Raw genomic sequence first — 17,849 nt, forward strand, 5'->3', positions numbered from 1 at the left:
GTTGAGACAGTGGGGAAATCGTTACGCCATTCGTGCAGGTCGGAACTTACCCGACAAGGAATTTCGCTACCTTAGGACCGTTATAGTTACGGCCGCCGTTTACCGGGGCTTCGGTTCATTGCTTCGCGTGAGCTGACAAGTTCCCTTAACCTTCCGGCACCGGGCAGGCGTCAGACCCTATACTTCGTCTTTCGACTTCGCAGAGTCCTGTGTTTTTAGTAAACAGTCGCTCCCCCCATTTCACTGCAACCCCCTTCGGCTCCGATAGCAAGCGTGAGCAAGTATCATCACCTGATGAGGGCACACCTTCTCCCGAAGTTACGGTGCTATTTTGCCGAGTTCCTTAACCAGAGTTCTCTCAAGCGCCTTGGGATACTCTCCCTGCCTACCTGTGTCGGTTTACGGTACGATCACCTTACTGAATGAATACGAGGCTTTTCCTGGAAGCATGGAATCAATCACTTTATGAGCCTTAAGGCTCTCGTCATCACGCCTCGGTGTTGAATAAGGACCCGGATTTGCCAAGGTCCTCCACCTACACGCTTAAACCGGGTATTCCAACACCCGGATGATCTATCCTTCTCCGTCCCCCCGTATCCGTAACACCAGTATGGTGGTACAGGAATATTAACCTGTTTCCCATCGACTACGCCTCTCGGCCTCGTCTTAGGGGTCGACTAACCCTGAGCAGATTAACTTTACTACAGGAAACCTTAGGCTTTCGGCGTGCGGGTTTCTCACCCGCATTTTCGCTACTCGTGTCAACATAAGCTCTTGTGGGACCTCCAGCACTCCTTTCGGTGTACCTTCTCAGGCTACCACAATGTTCTCCTACCACTCCAGGAAACAGGGGACAGGATACAGGAATCAGAATTTATTTATCCCAACTTCTGTGTAATCCCTGAAGCATGCGCGATATCTCCTGATATTCATCGCGCCAACGCTTCCAATTCCCCTTGTCGATATATTCAAGGTCCAGACAGTATCGAAGCCAGACGCGCATCTCGTCGCTTGAACCGATTGACATCATCAGAAATCGTTTGAATTCCGCCACCGATTGACTTCGCTTTCCAAAACCTTCCGCCAGGTTCGCGCATATGGACTTGCTGGCACTCCTGATCTGGCTGCCAAGTCCATATTGTTCTTCCCTGGGAAACTTTAAACTTACATGATGTATCTCTAAAGAAATCCTGTAAGCACGCTGGAAAACGTCTAAGTCTTCAAAAGACTTAATGTCTTTCACGTCTGTCTCCTGCTTCCTGTACCCTGTTTCCTGAAATCCGCAGCTTCGGTAGTATGCTTGAGCCCCGCTGAATTTTCGGCGCGGACCCACTCGACCAGTGAGCTATTACGCTTTCTTTAAAGGGTTGCTGCTTCTAAGCCAACCTCCTGGTTGTCTGGGCAGTTCTACCTCCTTTACCACTTAGCATACATTTGGGGACCTTAGCTGGCGGTCTGGGCTGTTTCCCTCTCGACCATGGAACTTATCTCCCACAGTCTGACTCCCGTGCTCTAACTTGACGGTATTCGGAGTTTGAATGGGTTTGGTAATCTGGTGAGACCCCTAGTCCAATCAGTGCTCTACCTCCGTCAGTAAACACACGAGGCTATACCTAAATATATTTCGGAGAAAACCAGCTATCACCGAGTTTGATTAGCCTTTCACTCCTATCCACAGCTCATCCAAGCAGTTTTCAACCTACACTGGTTCGGGCCTCCACGAAGTGTTACCTTCGCTTCACCCTGGCCATGGATAGATCACCCGGCTTCGGGTCTACCCCATGCAACTTTGGCCATGCACACACTTAAATTGGCGTTTGCGTATCTCATCTTCAGCCCATCTTTGTCTGCTCTTCATAAACAAATTCCTCAAAATAGCGCTGCTATTCCTGCGGATTTATTTAATCAGATCAGCCAAACCTGGACTAAATCTGAGCACGCATTCCACCAACTTAAGAGTGCGCATGTCCCGCGCCCTGTTAAGACTCGCTTTCGCTACGGCTCCACCTGACGGCTTAACCTTGCTGCATAGGGTAAGTCGTTGACTCATTATGCAAAAGGCACGCGGTCACACTGGACAAAAGTCCATAGTGCTTCCACTGCTTGTAGGCAAACGGTTTCAGGTACTATTTCACTCGGGTCCCCCCGTACTTTTCACCTTTCCCTCACGGTACTGGTTCACTATCGGTCATCGGTTAGTATTTAGCCTTGGAAGATGGTCCTCCCAGATTCCCACAAGGTTTCACGTGTCTCGTGGTACTCGGGTGTCTTGTAAGGGAGATCCATGCATTTCACCTACCGGGCTATCACCGTCTATGGCCGGCCTTTCCATGCCGTTCCGCTATACATGAATTTTGTAACTCCCCGCCGGAACTGCAATCCCGGCAAACAAGATCCCACAACCCCACACAAGCAACGCTTGCAGGCTTACACTCATGTGGTTTGGGCTGATCCCGGTTCGCTCGCCGCTACTACGGGAATCGTTTTTACTTTCTTTTCCTGAAGGTACTTAGATGTTTCAATTCCCCTCGTTCGCCTCATGCACCTATGAATTCAGTGCATGATACCCGGGTATTACCCCGGGTGGGTTCCCCCATTCGGAAATCTCCGGATCAAAGCCTGTTAGCGGCTACCCGAAGCTTATCGCAGCTTGCCACGTCCTTCATCGCCTTCCGATACCTAGGCATCCACCGTTCGCCCTTAGTAGCTTAACCATAAAGCCTGATTAATAAATACTCAGCTACTGTATCAAAAAAATTACCCTACTATTCAATTATCAAAGAACAATTCAAAATCAGAGATTTTGAATTAAAGCAATTTGCTTTCATCTGTTTTTGAACCACATTCAAAAACGATGGACTCGTAACAACCCGAAAGGCTTCAAATGCCACCCAATAAAATCAACAAGTTACAAGACAAATCACGTCCGTCGAGCAGGTTGTTGCGAGACCGACAAAAACAGATGAAAGTAAATTGCGCTTTCTAAATTTTTCTCGAAAAATTTAGTGGTGGAGGTGAACGGGATCGAACCGATGACCTCCTGCGTGCAAGGCAGGCGCTCTCCCAGCTGAGCTACACCCCCGATTACTAACCGTTCAAACTGTTTAAACCGTTTGAACGGTTTTGGTGATAAGCATGGTGGGCCTAGATGGACTTGAACCATCGACCTCACGCTTATCAGGCGTGCGCTCTAACCAGAACTGAGCTATAGGCCCGTGTCAGAAGACAGAGGACAGAGGACAGAGGACAGATCACTGATTAAATAAAATGCCCTGAACCTTGTCCCCGGACTCCCGGCCTTGGCTTCCCCGTTCTCTCAAAGATCTTTTCCGTCAGCCGTCTTCTGACTTCTGACTTCTGGCTTCTGGTCCATCGATCCTTCAAAACTGAATAGCAATGTCAAGTGGGTGTTGATCTAGGTATGTTCACCTGTTACCAGATGAAAACAATCCTTTAAAAGGAGGTGATCCATCCGCAGGTTCCCCTACGGATACCTTGTTACGACTTCACCCCAATTACCAGCCATTCCTTGGTAGCCTGCCTCCCTTGCGGGTTAGCTCAACTACTTCTGGAACAACCAACTCTCGTGGTGTGACGGGCGGTGTGTACAAGGCCCGGGAACGTATTCACCGTGGCATGCTGATCCACGATTACTAGCGATTCCAACTTCACGGAGTCGAGTTGCAGACTCCGATCCGGACTGAGATCGGTTTTACGGGATTCGCTACTCCTCGCGAAGTCGCTGCCCTTTGTACCGACCATTGTAGTACGTGTGTAGCCCTGGTCATAAAGGCCATGAGGACTTGACGTCATCCCCACCTTCCTCCGGTTTGACACCGGCAGTCCCTTTAGAGTGCCCAACTTAATGCTGGCAACTAAAGGCAGGGGTTGCGCTCGTTGCGGGACTTAACCCAACATCTCACGACACGAGCTGACGACAGCCATGCAGCACCTGTCACCAAGCTCTTCTAATGAAGCACTTTCCCGTTTCCGGGAAATTCTCGGGATGTCAAGACCAGGTAAGGTTCTGCGCGTTGCGTCGAATTAAACCACATACTCCACCGCTTGTGCGGGCCCCCGTCAATTCCTTTGAGTTTTAGCCTTGCGGCCGTACTCCCCAGGCGGAGAACTTATTGCGTTAGCTGCGGTGCGGAAGGGATCAACACCCCCCACTCCTAGTTCTCATCGTTTACGGCGTGGACTACCAGGGTATCTAATCCTGTTTGCTCCCCACGCTTTCGCGCCTCAGCGTCAGTATCTGTCCAGAAAGTCGCCTTCGCCACCGGTGTTCCTCCTGATATCTACGAATTTCACCTCTACACCAGGAATTCCACTTTCCTCTCCAGTACTCAAGCCAGACAGTTTCAGATGCACTTCCACGGTTGAGCCGTGGGCTTTCACATCTGACTTATCAAGCCGCCTGCGCGCCCTTTACGCCCAGTAATTCCGAACAACGCTCGCACCCTCCGTATTACCGCGGCTGCTGGCACGGAGTTAGCCGGTGCTTCCTTTGGTGGTACCGTCAAATATCATGGGTATTAACCACAATACATTTCTTCCCACCTGACAGGGCTTTACGATCCGAAAACCTTCCTCACCCACGCGGCGTCGCTGCGTCAGGGTTGCCCCCATTGCGCAATATTCCTCACTGCTGCCTCCCGTAGGAGTCTGGTCCGTGTTCCAGTTCCAGTGTGGCGGATCATCCTCTCAGACCCGCTAACCATCGTCGCCTTGGTAGGCCGTTACCCCACCAACAAGCTAATGGTACGCAAACTCATCCCTCTACAATAGCTTGAATCAGAGGCCATCTTTCTTCTTCAATACCTGCATATTGAAGAACGTATCCGGTATTAGCCCGCCTTTCGGCGGGTTATCCCGGATAAAGGGGTAGATTATTTACGCGTTACTCACCCGTGCGCCACTCTACTCATCCGCCGAAGCGGACTTTCTCGTTCGACTTGCATGTGTTAAGCACGCCGCCAGCGTTCGTTCTGAGCCAGGATCAAACTCTCTAGTTTAAATCCTAATACCCGGTATGAACCGGGGTTTTCTCAAAGTTACTGCTCTCAAAAAGACCCACTGTCTTTTGCTATTCAGTTTTCAAGGATCAATGCCGCAATCACCAGGATCGCGCCGCCCCGCTGGGCGTGGCGGAATTCTGTATTATCTTCGACTCAAGACCTGATGTCAAGCGCTTTTCATCGCCGATCAGTCTCGAAAAAAATCAGCTGTCAAGCCCTGCGAAGACGCGACAACCTATTATCTTCTGAGCACCTTGTCAATAAGATTCTTTGAGATTTTTGCCAGCTCATTTTTCCGGAATGTGCTTATCCTCTCTACCTTCTGTGCAAATAATCATTTTAGAGGTTGTGAAGCCTGATGATCTTTCCTAGAGTTGAAAAGGGCGACAGTCCATTTATATGAAAGTCGCTCCGGGCGAAGCTCCACGTTCGAGGAGATTTTCATTGTTCGTTGTGGTTGCGGACTGAAATCCGGTTCAGCCATGCTGGTTTGTCTTGTTGGTTCGTAAACCTTTGTCCTTGGAGAGCGAGATGAAAAAGGCCGATTTTCAGGAACTACTGGATCAGGAGAAGAAGGTTGTGCGCTGTGGCCTCTGTGCGCACCGATGTCAGATAAAGGAGGGCCGGCGCGGACTCTGTAAGGTCCGGGAAAACCGGAACGGGGTTCTTTACAGTATGGTCTACGGCCGTCTGATCAGCGAGCATGTGGACCCGATCGAGAAAAAACCGCTTTTTCATCTGCTGCCCGGTTCGCTGTCCTATTCCATTGCCACGGTGGGGTGCAATTTCCGCTGTAAACACTGTCAGAATTATCAGATATCCCAGTATCCCCGGCAGCACGGCGGTGAAATCACGGGCCGGGAGACGACCCCGGCGCAGGTGGTGGCCGCAGCCCGCCGGGCCGGCTGCGCCAGCATCAGTTATACCTATATCGAGCCCACCGTGTTTTTCGAGTTCGCCTATGATGTGGCGGTGCTCGCCCGGGCCGCCGGGTTGCGCAACGTATTTGTGAGCAACGGTTATACCAGCCCCGGGGCCAGCCGTAAGATCGCCCCCTATCTGGACGGCAACAATATCGATCTCAAGGCGTTCAGCGACACCTTTTATAAAGAGGTCTGCGGGGCCAGGCTGGCCCCGGTTCTTGATACCATCGTGCTGATGAAGGAGTTGGGGGTCTGGGTCGAGGTCACCACCCTGGTGATCCCGGGATGGAACGATTCTGATAAGGAGTTGACCGCAATTGCCGAGTTTATCAGGGGGGTGGATCCCCGGATGCCCTGGCATGTCAGTCGTTTTTACCCCACCTATCGGATGACCGACCGGGGCGGGACCCCGGTGGCTACCCTGCATCGGGCCCGGGAGATCGGCTTGGCCGCTGGGCTTGAATATGTCTATGTGGGGAATCTCCCCGGAGATACAGGGGAAAATACCATCTGTCCGCACTGTGCGGAACCGGTGATCGAACGGCAGGGGTTCGGGCTTCGCCGCGCCAGGATCCGCGCCGGTAAATGCGGCCTCTGCGGCGGGAGCATCAGCGGGGTATGGGAATGAGCCGGCCTGCCGACCGCTTACCGGTTCGGGGATAATGATAGCGCGGAGTTACATGCCCGGTGATCAGTTGTCGATCAGTGAATTTTTGTGCCGCCAACCGGAAGTATCCTTGACAGGCGGCCTGAAAAACGGTAAGCCGCTTTGCAATATGTTATGTATATTGGATAAGATACCGTCGATTGTCAGCTAAGGGATCTGTAAGGTTTCGGTAAACCCCGTACGTTTGAGATTGGACCGGGAAAGGGGTTTTCTTATAGCGAACGGTGTAGCGGACCCTGAGCCGCAGCCGTGACGGCAAAAGCGGAATTTGAAACAACTTCGGCAGGATATGCTTATGGCTTCCGAATCGTCGCCGCGGCGAAGCGAGTTCCTGCTTGATAGCCTGTTTATGAACAGCCGGCCCTTCTCAATGGAGCGGCCGTTGGTAGAAGAAGACCCCTTTCCCGATAGGAGGGGGGTTACTGAACGGTTACAGGTCTGAGATTGTGGACCTCTTTCGCATGGCCGGTGAACGGTTACAGCTAAGGGATCTCGTCCTGCCGGAACAGGACGGCAAGGGCAAGAAGGGGGGTCGAGTGGGAGAAAAGACGCGGAATCCGGGGCATGACCTCCAGCGGCAGGAACTGTTGCGGGCCATCCCCAAGGTGGACGAGTTCCTCGCCTGGGTTGCCGGGGAGACGGAGGCGCCCCTGGTCATGGTGAAGAACACGGTCCGGGCGATACTCGGTGATCTGCGGGCCCGGATTCTGGCGGGCGCTGTTGTTGGCAGGAAAGAGTTGGCCAGGGAGTCCCTGGGGCGGCTTTTTCAACAACGGCTCGCTGACCGGCTCGCCCCGAATCTCAAGACCGTGATCAATGCCACCGGGGTGGTGATCCATACCAACCTCGGTCGTTCCATCCTGCCGGCCGATGTGGTCCACAACCTGGGCCGGGCCGCGACCCGGTACTCCAACCTCGAGTTTGATCTGGCAACGGGCCGGCGGGGCAGCCGCTACAGCCTGGTTGAGGATCTGCTCCGTGAACTTACCGGCGCCGAGGCGGCACTGGTGGTCAACAACAATGCCGCCGCGGTGTTGCTGGCCCTGGATACCCTGGCAAAGGGGCGGGAGGTGGTGGTCTCCCGGGGACAACTGGTCGAGATCGGCGGCTCTTTCCGGATTCCGGATGTAATGGCCAAGAGCGGTGCCCTGCTGAAGGAGGTCGGCGCCACCAACCGGACCCATTTGCGGGATTATGAGAATGCGATCACCGGGGAGACCGCCTTGCTCCTCAAGGTGCATACCAGCAATTTCCGGATTCTGGGATTCACCGCCGAGGTTTCCCTGGACGAAATGGTGGCCCTGGGAAGGGAACACAGTATACCGGTCATGGAGGACCTGGGCAGCGGCTCGCTCCTTGACCTGTCCCGGTTCGGCCTGCGCAAGGAGCCGACCGTGGGCGAGGCGCTCAAGGCCGGGGTCGATGTTGTCACCTTCAGCGGTGATAAACTCCTGGGCGGGCCCCAGGCCGGCCTGATCCTCGGCCAACGGGAAATCATTGCCAGGATCAAGGAAAATCCGCTGAACCGGGCCCTGCGGATAGACAAATTTACCCTGGCCGGGTTGGAGACCGTACTCCGCTGCTACTTTGATGAGGAAAAAGCGCTCGCCACCCTGCCCACCCTGGCCATGCTGACCATGGATCCGGAGATTATCAAAAAACGGGCCAAGCGGTTGGCCCGGAGGATACAAAAGCAACTTGCCGGGTCTTGCCGGGTCTCGGTGCTGTCCACCGGATCACGGGTCGGCGGCGGGGCGCTGCCTGAACAGGATCTGCCGAGCTGGGCAGTGGCGCTGGCGCCTGACGATCGGACGATTAATGAACTGGAGACCGGCTTGCGCGGCCTGGAGCTACCGATAATCGGCCGGATAGAGGACGAACGACTGCTCCTGGATATGCGCACCGTGGCCGATGACCAGGTTGTCCCCTTGAGTCGCGGTCTCCTGGCACTCCTTGGGAGCAACACCCCATGACCTTTCCATTTCTTTTCCGTGAGACGGAGCTGAAGCCGGAAGATTTCATCCGCCTGCGGGATTATTTTTCCCAGAGCGTGCTGGAGCTTGTTCCCTATGCCCGGGGACCGGTCCGCTATTGGACAAAGGAGGATCCGGCCGGGGCCGTCGCGGCTGGTCCGGCGGAGAGCAAGGAACTGCAAGAGGTTCTTGGCCGACAGCGGCCGCTGGTGGTGGCAGAGGCCTCCCGGGTGCTGCTGCCCATCTGGAACAGTGACCCCACTCCCTGTGCGGTGGCGATCCTGGAGAACGTGGATCCCCAGTTTGTGAAAGGCCTGTCCCGGGAGTGGTTGTTTGACCGTTGCCGGCTCCTTTCCCGGGAACTGCGTCTCCTCAAGGAGCATGTCCTGGATCCGGCCACCGGTCTTTTCAACGGCCACCATCTCCGGCATACCGTGGCCCGGCTCCTTGCCGGGTCCGGACCGGCATTGACCCTTGCCCTGCTGGAGATCTACCCCCGGGCCAAGGATGCGGAGAAGTCGCTAAGCGCTATTGCCGGGATCGGTGCCTCACTTGATTCCTATTTTGGAGATTCCCTGCTCCATCATCTGGGCAGCGGGGTATTCGGGCTGGTGCTCCGGGATAATGCCGGTAACCGGGTGCAGGATATCGGCAGGCGGGTGTTGACCTGGCTGAAAAGGGAGAAAACACCCCGGGCCCATTTCGGCTATGTCACGATTGAGGCCGGGGCCGGCCAGGGGCGGGGAGAGTCTCCTGCCGGCCCGGACCTTCTTTTTGATCAGGCGTGGCAGGCCCTGCGGGTTGCCGGTCGGCGCGGACCCTATACCTTGTGCTCCTTTTCCTCCCTTGATGCCGCTGCTTCACATCCGCTGGCGCCCCTGCCGGCGGATGTCCTGGGCAAGCTGCGCCGGCTCTGGCGCTTTGAGGATAGATTTGCCCTGATTTTGCTGCAACATGACAACGGGACAGAGGAGGGGGTGTTCCCCGGCCGGGTTCTGGCCCTGACCGGCGGTGCGGCCCAGGTGGTGGTGTCCGGCGGCAAGGAGGTCTATGCGGTGCTTGCTGGCGCTGGTGCGGAAACGGCCCTGGCTTGGGCGCGTGCCTTCCAGGACCGGGTCAAGGAGTTTTCACCCGACACCTTCTCCCTGGGTATTGCCCTCTATCCCTGTTATGGATTCAGCAAGGGCGAAACAGCGGTCAACGCCCGCAAGGCCTTGTTGCACACCGGTTTTTTCGGTCCGGGCACCATGACCCTGTTCGATGCGGTGAGTCTGAACATCAGCGGTGACGTTTATTATAACCAGGGTGATCTGGTCAGGGCGGTCAGGGAATATCGCCGGGGGATCGGTATTGATCCTGATAATGTCAACCTGTTGAACTCCCTGGGCGAGGCCTATGCCCAGATGAATCGTCACCGGCAGGCCCTGGCCTGTTTCGAGCGGGTGCTGACCCTTGCCCCGGACAACCACATGGCCCTGTTTAACCAGGGGGTGGTTTCCCTGCTGCTCGGTGAAGAGCAGCGCGCCATGGCCAGCCTGGAAAAGGCCCTGGCTGCAAATCAGCACAACGGGGCCGATGAACAGAGTTTTGATCTCCATCTCCACCTGGGGCGACTCTACTGTCAGGCCGGGAGACACCAGGAGGCGCTCGTTCATCTTGAAACCTGTCACCGGTTGTGCGAGGAGCAGGGGCCCGGTGTTGCCGAGGGCAAGAAAAGGGCCGGCCGCGGTCTGATCCTGCGCTGTCTCGGCGAGGCGCACAAGGAACTGGGCCGGCCCCGGGAGGCAATGGGGTTTCTGCAGCGGGCGATCCGCCATAATCCCCGGGATGCGGCGGCGTTGAGCCTGTTGGGGGAACTTTATGCCAACGAGAACCAGGGCGACGACATTGCCCTTTCCTTATGCCGTCAGGCCGTGGAACTCGATGATGGTCAATGGCAGTCCTGGTGTCGGTTGGGGCTGGTACAGGCGCGAAGAGGTGAGTATCAGGAGGGTCTGCGCTCGCTCAGACAGGGCCTGCGCCACAACCGGCGGGCCGTGGCGCTGCACCTTGGGATGGGGCGGGTCCAGGAGCAAATGGGCCGGTTGCGCAGCGCGGCCCGATCCTACCGGCGGGCAGTGGATATCTCTCCCGGACAGGCCGAGGCAACCGTTGCCTTGGACCGGTTGCAAGAAGACAGTTGAAAAACAGCAGGATACGAGGAAGGTTTAGATGAAGATGCGGGCAATGAACGGTTTCAAGGCCAGCGGCCGGCGGACCAGCGATGAAGTCCACCAGTACTGGTTGGACAATTTTAATGTTGGAGATTCCTGGCGGCTGTTCCGGATCATGTCGGAATTCGTGGAGGGCTTTGACGCCCTGGCCGGGATGAACCGGCCGGGGGTGTCGATTTTCGGGTCGGCCCGGACCCCGCCCGACGACCCGTTTTATCAGTTGGCGGTCAAGGTCGCCGCCGACCTGACCCAGGCCGGATATGCGGTTATCACCGGCGGCGGGCCGGGGATCATGGAGGCGGCCAACAAGGGCGCGGCCGAGGCCGGCGGTATCTCGGTGGGGCTGAACATCAACCTGCCCTTTGAGCAGGAGCCCAATTCCTATGCCAACCAGGCGCTGAACTTTAAATATTTTTTTATCCGCAAGGTAATGTTCATTAAATATGCCATGACCTTTATCTGCCTGCCCGGCGGGTTCGGCACCCTGGATGAGATGTTCGAGGCGCTTACCCTGATCCAGACCCGGCGGATCAAGCCGTTCCCCATTATCCTGGTGGGCAGCGAGTTCTGGGGCGGGCTGCTCGACTGGATCAAGGAAAAGATGCTTTCGGTCAACAATATCGATGCGGATGACATGTTGATTTTCAGCCTGATGGACGATCCCGATGAAATCGTCGCCCATATCCGGAAAACCGTTATCCTTTAGGGGCGGCCCGGCGTGGTTAAGACCATGATTGTTCAACTAGCCGATATTATCCTGCTTTTAAACGGAAGCTCAGGGGGGAAGGTATGGCACAGATTGATGCTTTTTTTAAGTTGATGAACGAACAGGGCGCTTCGGACCTGCACATGGTGTCCGGTCAGCAGCCCTTTCTTCGGATCCGCGGCGACATTGAGCCGGTGAAGTATAAGATCATGGAGAACGAAGAGCTGAAGGCGATGCTCTACGAGATCTGTCCGGAGGAGAAGATCAAGATCTTCGAGGAAACCGGGGACGTTGATTTCGGCTATGAGATCCCGGGACTTGCCCGCTATCGCGCCAACTTTTTCTTGCAGAGAAAAGGGATTGCCGCGGTTTTTCGCGAGATTCCCACCAACATCCTTACCTGTGAGCAACTGGGGCTGCCGTTGGTGGTCGAAAAGCTGGCTACCCTGCCCAAGGGGCTGGTCCTGGTCACCGGCCCCACCGGCAGCGGCAAATCAACCACCCTGGCGGCAATTATCGACAAGGCCAACCGGACCCGCAAGGATCATATCCTGACCATTGAGGACCCGATCGAGTTTGTCCACCAGAGCCGGATGGCCGTGGTCAACCATCGGGAGATCGGCACCCATACCAAGAGCTTTTCCGCGGCCCTGCGCGGGGCGCTCCGCGAGGATCCCGACATCATCCTGGTCGGCGAGATGCGTGACCTGGAAACAATTTCCCTTGCCATGGAGGCGGCGATGACCGGACATGTGGTCTTCGGCACCCTGCATACCCTGAACGCCTCAAAGACCGTGGACCGGGTTATTGAGATTTTTCCCGCCGACCAGCAGGAACAGGTGCGCTCCACCCTGGCCGATGCCCTGAAGGCGGTTATCTCTCAGACCCTGTTCAAGCGGCGCGACATCAAGGGCCGGGTCGCGGCCCTTGAAATCCTCATCTGCACCTCGGCGGTGCGCAACCTTATCCGGGAGGGCAAGACCTATCAGCTGCCGTCTGTTATGCAGACCGGCAAGAAGTTTGGCATGCAGACCCTGGACGATGCTATCCTGGAGCTTGTAAAGAAGACCTGGATAAGCCCGGAGGATGCCTACATCAACTGTATCGACAAGGTCAAGTTTCTGCCCTACCTGAAACACGGCGCCGACGATTTTATCGATGTCTGACGAACCGGACCGTCAGCCGGATTTGTACCAACAGGCCCGCGGCCGACCATGCCGCGGGCCTATTGTGTTTTGAGATGTCCGCTACAGACGAGACTGTTTCTTTCGTCGGCAGTACATGTAATGGCGCCCTGTTTGAAAGTCATCAGACCTTTGATTCCCTGTTGTCGGCTCCGTTGCGCCAACCGGGCGGCAGTGGTTGCGGCCTGATGGGAATTGCCGCTGGAGATAAGAAGATATTCGGGTGACACGGCGTTGATGAATGATTGACTGTTGGATGTCCTGCTGCCGTGATGCGGCGAGAGCAGGACATCCGCCTTCAGGTCGCGGTGTTGTTCGATAAGCTTGAGTTCCCTTTCCCTGTCGATATCGCCGGGGAAGAGAAAGGAGGCGAATCCGGTCTCCAGTTTGAGTACCATGCCTTCCTGGTTCGGGTTCGCGCCGGGCCTGCCCTGGTGTTGTTCCGGCTCCGGCCCAGGGGGATTTTGCGGTTGGCCGAAATTGGCCAGACAGAAGAGTCGCGCATTGTTGCTTTCCAGAAGCAGGTCCCCGGCTCCGGCCACTCTTTGTTCTATCCCCCGCCTTCTTGCCTGTTCCAGCATTTTTTTATATCCCGGTTCCGCCCTGGTTTTGCCGTTTGTCCACAAGGTGTCCGGCCTGAATCGGTCAATGATGAAAGGGAGGCCGTTGTAGTGGTCCGCATGGGGATGGGAGACAATTATCCCGTCAAGACCGAGAACCCGGTGCTGCCAGAGAAAGGGAGCAATGATGTCCCGGCCGACATTGAAGCGGGCTGACGTCGGGCCGCCGCCGTCCAGGAGAACGGTCCGTCCTCCGGGAAACTCGATCAGGGTGCTGCTGCCCTGACCGACATCAAGCTGGGTGACCGTGGTGGTGGTCGTGAACTTTCTATGTAACTGGATTCCTGCTTCAATGCCGACGGTGGCACTGATACAGAGCAGGGCAATCAGCAGGAGGCGCCGGCCGCGCATGGTCAACAGGGCGAAGATGAACAGGTAATAGAGCGCGATTTCCGGAATGGTCGGTGCGGGCAGCCATAATACGGCCCAGGGGAAGTGGGTGCTCAGAAAACCGCAGAGAGCGGCCCCGGCCGTCAATCCCAGGCTGCCGAGCTTGATAAGGGCGACCGCCGCCGCCGGTGAGACCAAATGCAGGGTGATTGCGGCCAGACCGATGGTCAGCGACCAGATGCAGAGCAGGGGTTCCACCAGCAGGGTGGCAAGCGGGCCGAGCAGGGAAATACGGTGGAAATGATAGGCGAGAAAGGGAGCGATTCCGACGAGCACCACGGTGGAGATAAGGAGCCCGGCCAGGGCCCAGTCCTGCCATAACGGCCGGGCCGGGGTCGGCGCGGTTGTCTTTTCCTCCCTGCCGGCCGGGAAATAGCGGGGCTGACAGGCAGTGAACAGGGCGATGGCCAGTACCGCCCCGAAAGAAAGCTGAAATGAGGCGCTGAACAGGCTTAAGGGGTGAAGAATGAGAACGATAAACGCGGCCAGGGCCAGGTTGGGGAGCAGGGATTTTCGGCAATCAAACAGCAGGGCCAGGACAACCACCGCGGCCATGAGCAGTGCCCGGGTCACCGGGATGTTCAGTCCGGCGATAAAGGCATAGCCGGTCACGGGAAACAGGGTGATCAGGGCGGCGATTTTTTTGGCCCGAAAGCGCAGCAGGAGCCAGGTGGATTGACCCAGCAGCCGGGAAAAGATGACATAGAAAAGGAAAGCCAGCAGGCCGAGATGGAGTCCGGAAATGGCAAGCAGGTGCGTGCACCCGCTGTTCTGGAATGAGTCCCGGATATCGGCTGGGATGTCGGATTTGTCGCCGATGAGAATCGCCTTGTACAGTCCCCGGGTGCGCGGATCCAGATTCCGGTCCAGAAAGCGGGCTATCCGGTAGCGGGCCCGTTCCGCTTGAAACCTGATGGCATGGGAGGGGGGCGGCCGGCCCGGAAGCAGATCCGGGAGCAAGGTGATATTGGCCGGGGTGGTGATCCAGCCGCTGACCCAGAGTCCCTGCCGGGCAAAAAAAGTTTTCAGATTGAATGCGCCGGGGGTGGCAAGGAAAGAGATCGGCGACAACTGGGCCCTTGCCGTCAGGCGGCGGCCCGGGGTCAACTTCTCCATTGGTTCGCCTTTCAGGGTGAGGCGGACCAGGCCGGTCGCCTTGCGGACTGTATCGGGATCGGCCGGGAAGATGAGATATTCCGCCTCAATCAGCATTACGGTTTTTGGACCGGTGTCCGGGTCGGTGATTCTGCTGGGCGCCCGGATAAGAGTCCCGGAAACGGCCACCGTCTGGCGGGTTGTAATTTGGTTGCGGACATGATGTAGTGCGGTTGGCGGGTCAAGATACGGGCCGGCGTGAATGAGGCCGACCAGGAAGAAGAAGGGAAAGAGGAGCAGGGTCCCCATGGCTTGGGCCTTGCCCTTGCGGCTGAATAAGATCGCCGCGGCCAGGAAGAGGGCAATCACCAGGACAATGGTGTTGTCTTCGGGCGATATTGCCTGGGCCGCGGCGATTCCGGCGCTAAAGGCAACAACCGCCAGCAGCAGCAGATGGCTGGAGCGCCCGGAGAGCGGAAAGGGGGTCTTGTCAGGTCCGTTTGCCATTGGCCACTGGTCCTGTCGCCGTCTTGCCGTTGGTAGTTATGTATTGTTTATACGAAAGTCACCATCAATCGCGGTCCTTGCCATGCCCTGTTATTGTCCAGCCTTGCTGGTTGGTAACCGCCATCAGGGACGAAGTCCCGGCAGATTCCTCCGGGATTTATATCTCGCTCTGATACAGGCGCCGGAGCAGGGTGATCTTCTTTTGCGCTTCAGCCGGCAGGGTGATCCGGTATTTTTCCAGGTACTCGGCGGCAACGCGGTGGGTATTGAATATAGGGGCGTTGAGGGCGAGGTTCCTGAAGCTTTTGTCCAGATACTGCGGCCGCAATTCCGGATCGTAGAAGGTTTTAAGGATTTCGGGGAAGAGACGGTAAAAGGCGGCGGAATCCTCGGCATAGAGCAGGGCTGCCGGGTCCTCGCTCAGTCCCTCTTCATGGAAAGCTCCTTCGTGGCCGAATTTCCAGCCGGTGGCCCCGTCATGAAATCCTTCAGCCCACCAGCCGTCCATAATGCTGATGTTGGGGACCCCGTTCAAGGCCGCCTTCATCCCGCTGGTGCCGCTGGCCTCCAAGGGACGTTTCGGATTGTTGAGCCAGGCATGCACACCCGCCACCATCAGTTTGGCGATTTTCATATCATAGTTCGGGATAAAGACCAGCTTGGCCAGGCCCTGGCTTTTTTTGAACAATTTCTCCTGGGAGTCGAGGATAAGCTTGATCACCGACTTGCCGGGTTCGTCCGCGGGATGGGCCTTGCCGGCAAAGAGGAAATTGACCGGTTTGCCCAGGGAGACGATTATTTCGGCCAGGGCGTCGATGTCTTCGAATATCAGATCCGGCCGTTTATAGGTGGAGAAGCGTCGGGCAAAGCCAATAGTGAATGCCGCGGGGTCAAGGGGTTGCTCCTTCTCATCAAGGAATGAGAGAAAATTGGGCGGGTCGATCCAGGTCTCGTGGACCTGCAACCGGTGGCGATGCAGCATGGCGTTGACATATTCGGTGAGCCTGATGCTGTCCCGGGCCCAGGCCCTTTCCAGGGCGGTCCGGAATCTATGGTTCATGATGAGTGAGTCCGTGTTGGCAAACACACTGGGATCATGCCGCCAGTTGTCAAGCTCGGGAAAGCCGTCAAAAACCTCGGCCCGGGCATCGCTGATCCAGGTAAGGTGGTGAACCCCGTTGGTAATGGCGGTGATTTTCTCCGCATACTCCGGGAACTGGTGCCTGGTCACGTCCCGGTGCAGACGGCTCACGCTGTTGGTCGCCCGGTTGACCTTCATCGCCATGGCAGTGAAGTTATAGGACGACGGCGTTGTCTTGTCCCGGGCCAGGAGATTGAGACAGCGCAGGCAGAAGCGATGACTGATACCGGCGTAGACCGTTTTGGTGAACCGGTCGTGGCCGGCGGCCACCGGCGTATGGATGGTGTAGATAACATTTTCCGAGACGGTGTCGGCCGCGGCGAGTATATCCTCGTCCGTGGCGAGTTTTTGAAAGTCCGGGCCAATGGTTTCCAGGAGCTGATCGGCGAGGAGTTGGAGGATAACCACCACGCCATGCTGTTCGTTGAGATGGAGGGTTTTTGCGGTGAGGCCGAGAAGTTTCGTCAGTTGGTGGATTCCAGCCCCCAGCATTCGCCGCTGGATCGCCTTCATCCGTTCCGAGCTGCTGTCATAGAGACGGTCGGCGGCCCGGCGGATCCATTCCGGCGAGTTGGGTCCGCTGTAGTCAAGAAGGAACTCCGGGATAAAGAAATCTAGGTTCTCATTGATCTCCAGCTTTACCCAGATCCGGGCATAGGCCATGCTCACCCGGTCATTTTCGTCAAAGAACGGGATTTCAAGTTCAAGGGGCCGATCAGGAAACCCCGGGTTCCTGAGCAGGTAGAGCCCCGGGGTTTTTTCCGGTTCCCAGTGGGTGGCCCAGATGACCTGGCCGATCCGGGAGTCGACCATCTGGGAGAAATACCCCTTCCGGTAGAGCAGGGAAACGGCTGCCACCGGAATCTTGCATGCGGCGAAGCTTTTCAGGGTGTCTCCGGCCAGCACCCCGAGGCCGCCGCTGTAGTTGGGGATTTTTTCCGGGCCGTGCAGGTGGCGCATGATAAAGCCGTCCAGCAAGGGGTCGCTGCTGTTGCTGATTTTCAACTCCTGGAGCCTGGACTTGACCGGATTAAAGACATCAAGATCAGCGCCGATTTCCATGCTGATATAGATAACCGAGTTGCCATCCGGCGAGGTAAGGTTGCCCCACACCTGATCAAACACCTTCTGGGATATCCCGAAGAAAGTTCCGAGGTCATTGGTGGCGAGCAGATCGCGTAAAATTTCTTCCTTGTTCAGGGGATGGTTTTCCTGGGTTTGCATGTCGTTGTTGCAGTGTTTGCAGTAATAAATAATGAATTTTTCGGGCCACCCGGCATCGGGACGGGAACGCCCCGGGGAAGAGACCCTGTTGCCTTGAAAGAATAAACTCTAATTAATCAAAAAGACATTGAATTTTCAGGCGGTCTTCTTTATGGTAGACCAACGTTTGGTAGTAGATATGGAGC

At 56.4% G+C, this 17,849-nt stretch carries 8 protein-coding genes, 2 tRNA genes and 2 rRNA genes; 6 read left to right on the forward strand and 6 right to left on the reverse strand.

Features of this window, described 5'->3' with window-relative positions; translation table 11 throughout:
• From L3J03_04595 to L3J03_04610, 4 genes are all read right to left on the reverse strand, one after another.
• A 23S ribosomal RNA gene (locus L3J03_04595) occupies positions 1 to 2,714 on the reverse strand; the annotation flags it as partial.
• A gap of 292 nt (positions 2,715 to 3,006) precedes the next feature.
• Positions 3,007 to 3,082 (reverse strand) — tRNA-Ala (locus tag L3J03_04600).
• Positions 3,083 to 3,136: 54 nt separating this feature from the next.
• A tRNA-Ile gene (locus tag L3J03_04605) sits at positions 3,137 to 3,215 on the reverse strand.
• A gap of 241 nt (positions 3,216 to 3,456) precedes the next feature.
• Positions 3,457 to 5,018, reverse strand: a 16S ribosomal RNA gene (locus tag L3J03_04610).
• A 534-nt stretch (positions 5,019 to 5,552) separates the two neighbouring features.
• Here L3J03_04610 and amrS point away from each other — a divergent pair.
• The 6 genes from amrS (at position 5,553) to L3J03_04640 (ending at position 12,669) form a co-directional block, all read left to right on the forward strand.
• Positions 5,553 to 6,572 (forward strand): AmmeMemoRadiSam system radical SAM enzyme, encoded by a 1,020-nt coding sequence (amrS, locus tag L3J03_04615; GenBank protein MCF6290260.1) that lies wholly within the window; start codon positions 5,553 to 5,555, stop codon positions 6,570 to 6,572.
• A 334-nt stretch (positions 6,573 to 6,906) separates the two neighbouring features.
• The gene (locus L3J03_04620; protein MCF6290261.1) at positions 6,907 to 7,053 is read left to right on the forward strand and encodes a hypothetical protein; all 147 of its coding nucleotides are present in this window, start codon (positions 6,907 to 6,909) and stop codon (positions 7,051 to 7,053) included.
• Between the two features lie 4 nt (positions 7,054 to 7,057).
• The gene (selA, locus tag L3J03_04625) at positions 7,058 to 8,584 is read left to right on the forward strand and encodes an L-seryl-tRNA(Sec) selenium transferase (GenBank protein ID MCF6290262.1); all 1,527 of its coding nucleotides are present in this window, start codon (positions 7,058 to 7,060) and stop codon (positions 8,582 to 8,584) included.
• Positions 8,581 to 10,767, forward strand: a complete 2,187-nt coding sequence (locus L3J03_04630) for a tetratricopeptide repeat protein (protein ID MCF6290263.1) — start codon at positions 8,581 to 8,583, stop codon at positions 10,765 to 10,767. Before selA ends, L3J03_04630 begins: the two co-directional genes overlap by 4 nt.
• A 34-nt stretch (positions 10,768 to 10,801) precedes the next feature.
• Positions 10,802 to 11,503, forward strand: coding sequence for a TIGR00730 family Rossman fold protein (locus L3J03_04635; protein MCF6290264.1), 702 nt, complete (start codon positions 10,802 to 10,804; stop codon positions 11,501 to 11,503).
• An 83-nt stretch (positions 11,504 to 11,586) separates the two neighbouring features.
• Positions 11,587 to 12,669: a type IV pilus twitching motility protein PilT gene (locus tag L3J03_04640; GenBank protein MCF6290265.1), complete on the forward strand. Its 1,083-nt coding sequence runs from the start codon at positions 11,587 to 11,589 to the stop codon at positions 12,667 to 12,669.
• 59 nt (positions 12,670 to 12,728) lie between these two features.
• Here the strand turns inward: L3J03_04640 and L3J03_04645 are convergent, their stop codons facing one another.
• Both L3J03_04645 and glgP read right to left on the reverse strand, forming a co-directional pair.
• Entirely contained in the window at positions 12,729 to 15,299 is a 2,571-nt protein-coding gene (locus tag L3J03_04645) for a DNA internalization-related competence protein ComEC/Rec2 (GenBank protein MCF6290266.1), read from the reverse strand.
• Positions 15,300 to 15,456: 157 nt separating this feature from the next.
• Positions 15,457 to 17,664, reverse strand: coding sequence for an alpha-glucan family phosphorylase (gene glgP / locus L3J03_04650; GenBank protein ID MCF6290267.1), 2,208 nt, complete (start codon positions 17,662 to 17,664; stop codon positions 15,457 to 15,459).
• Between the last annotated feature and the right edge of the window lie 185 nt (positions 17,665 to 17,849).

The organism is Desulfobacterales bacterium, assembly GCA_021647905.1.
GTDB lineage: Bacteria > Desulfobacterota > Desulfobulbia > Desulfobulbales > BM004 > JAKITW01.

Excerpts from the sequence above, each read along its gene's own strand:
- amrS (MCF6290260.1), top strand. The coding sequence starts at position 5,553 with ATGAAAAAGGCCGATTTTCAGGAACTACTGGATCAGGAGAAGAAGGTT.
- L3J03_04620 (MCF6290261.1), top strand. The coding sequence starts at position 6,907 with ATGGCTTCCGAATCGTCGCCGCGGCGAAGCGAGTTCCTGCTTGATAGC.
- L3J03_04630 (MCF6290263.1), top strand. The coding sequence starts at position 8,581 with ATGACCTTTCCATTTCTTTTCCGTGAGACGGAGCTGAAGCCGGAAGAT.
- L3J03_04635 (MCF6290264.1), top strand. The coding sequence starts at position 10,802 with ATGCGGGCAATGAACGGTTTCAAGGCCAGCGGCCGGCGGACCAGCGAT.
- L3J03_04640 (MCF6290265.1), top strand. The coding sequence starts at position 11,587 with ATGGCACAGATTGATGCTTTTTTTAAGTTGATGAACGAACAGGGCGCT.
- L3J03_04645 (MCF6290266.1), bottom strand. The coding sequence starts at position 15,299 with ATGGCAAACGGACCTGACAAGACCCCCTTTCCGCTCTCCGGGCGCTCC.
- glgP (MCF6290267.1), bottom strand. The coding sequence starts at position 17,664 with ATGCAAACCCAGGAAAACCATCCCCTGAACAAGGAAGAAATTTTACGC.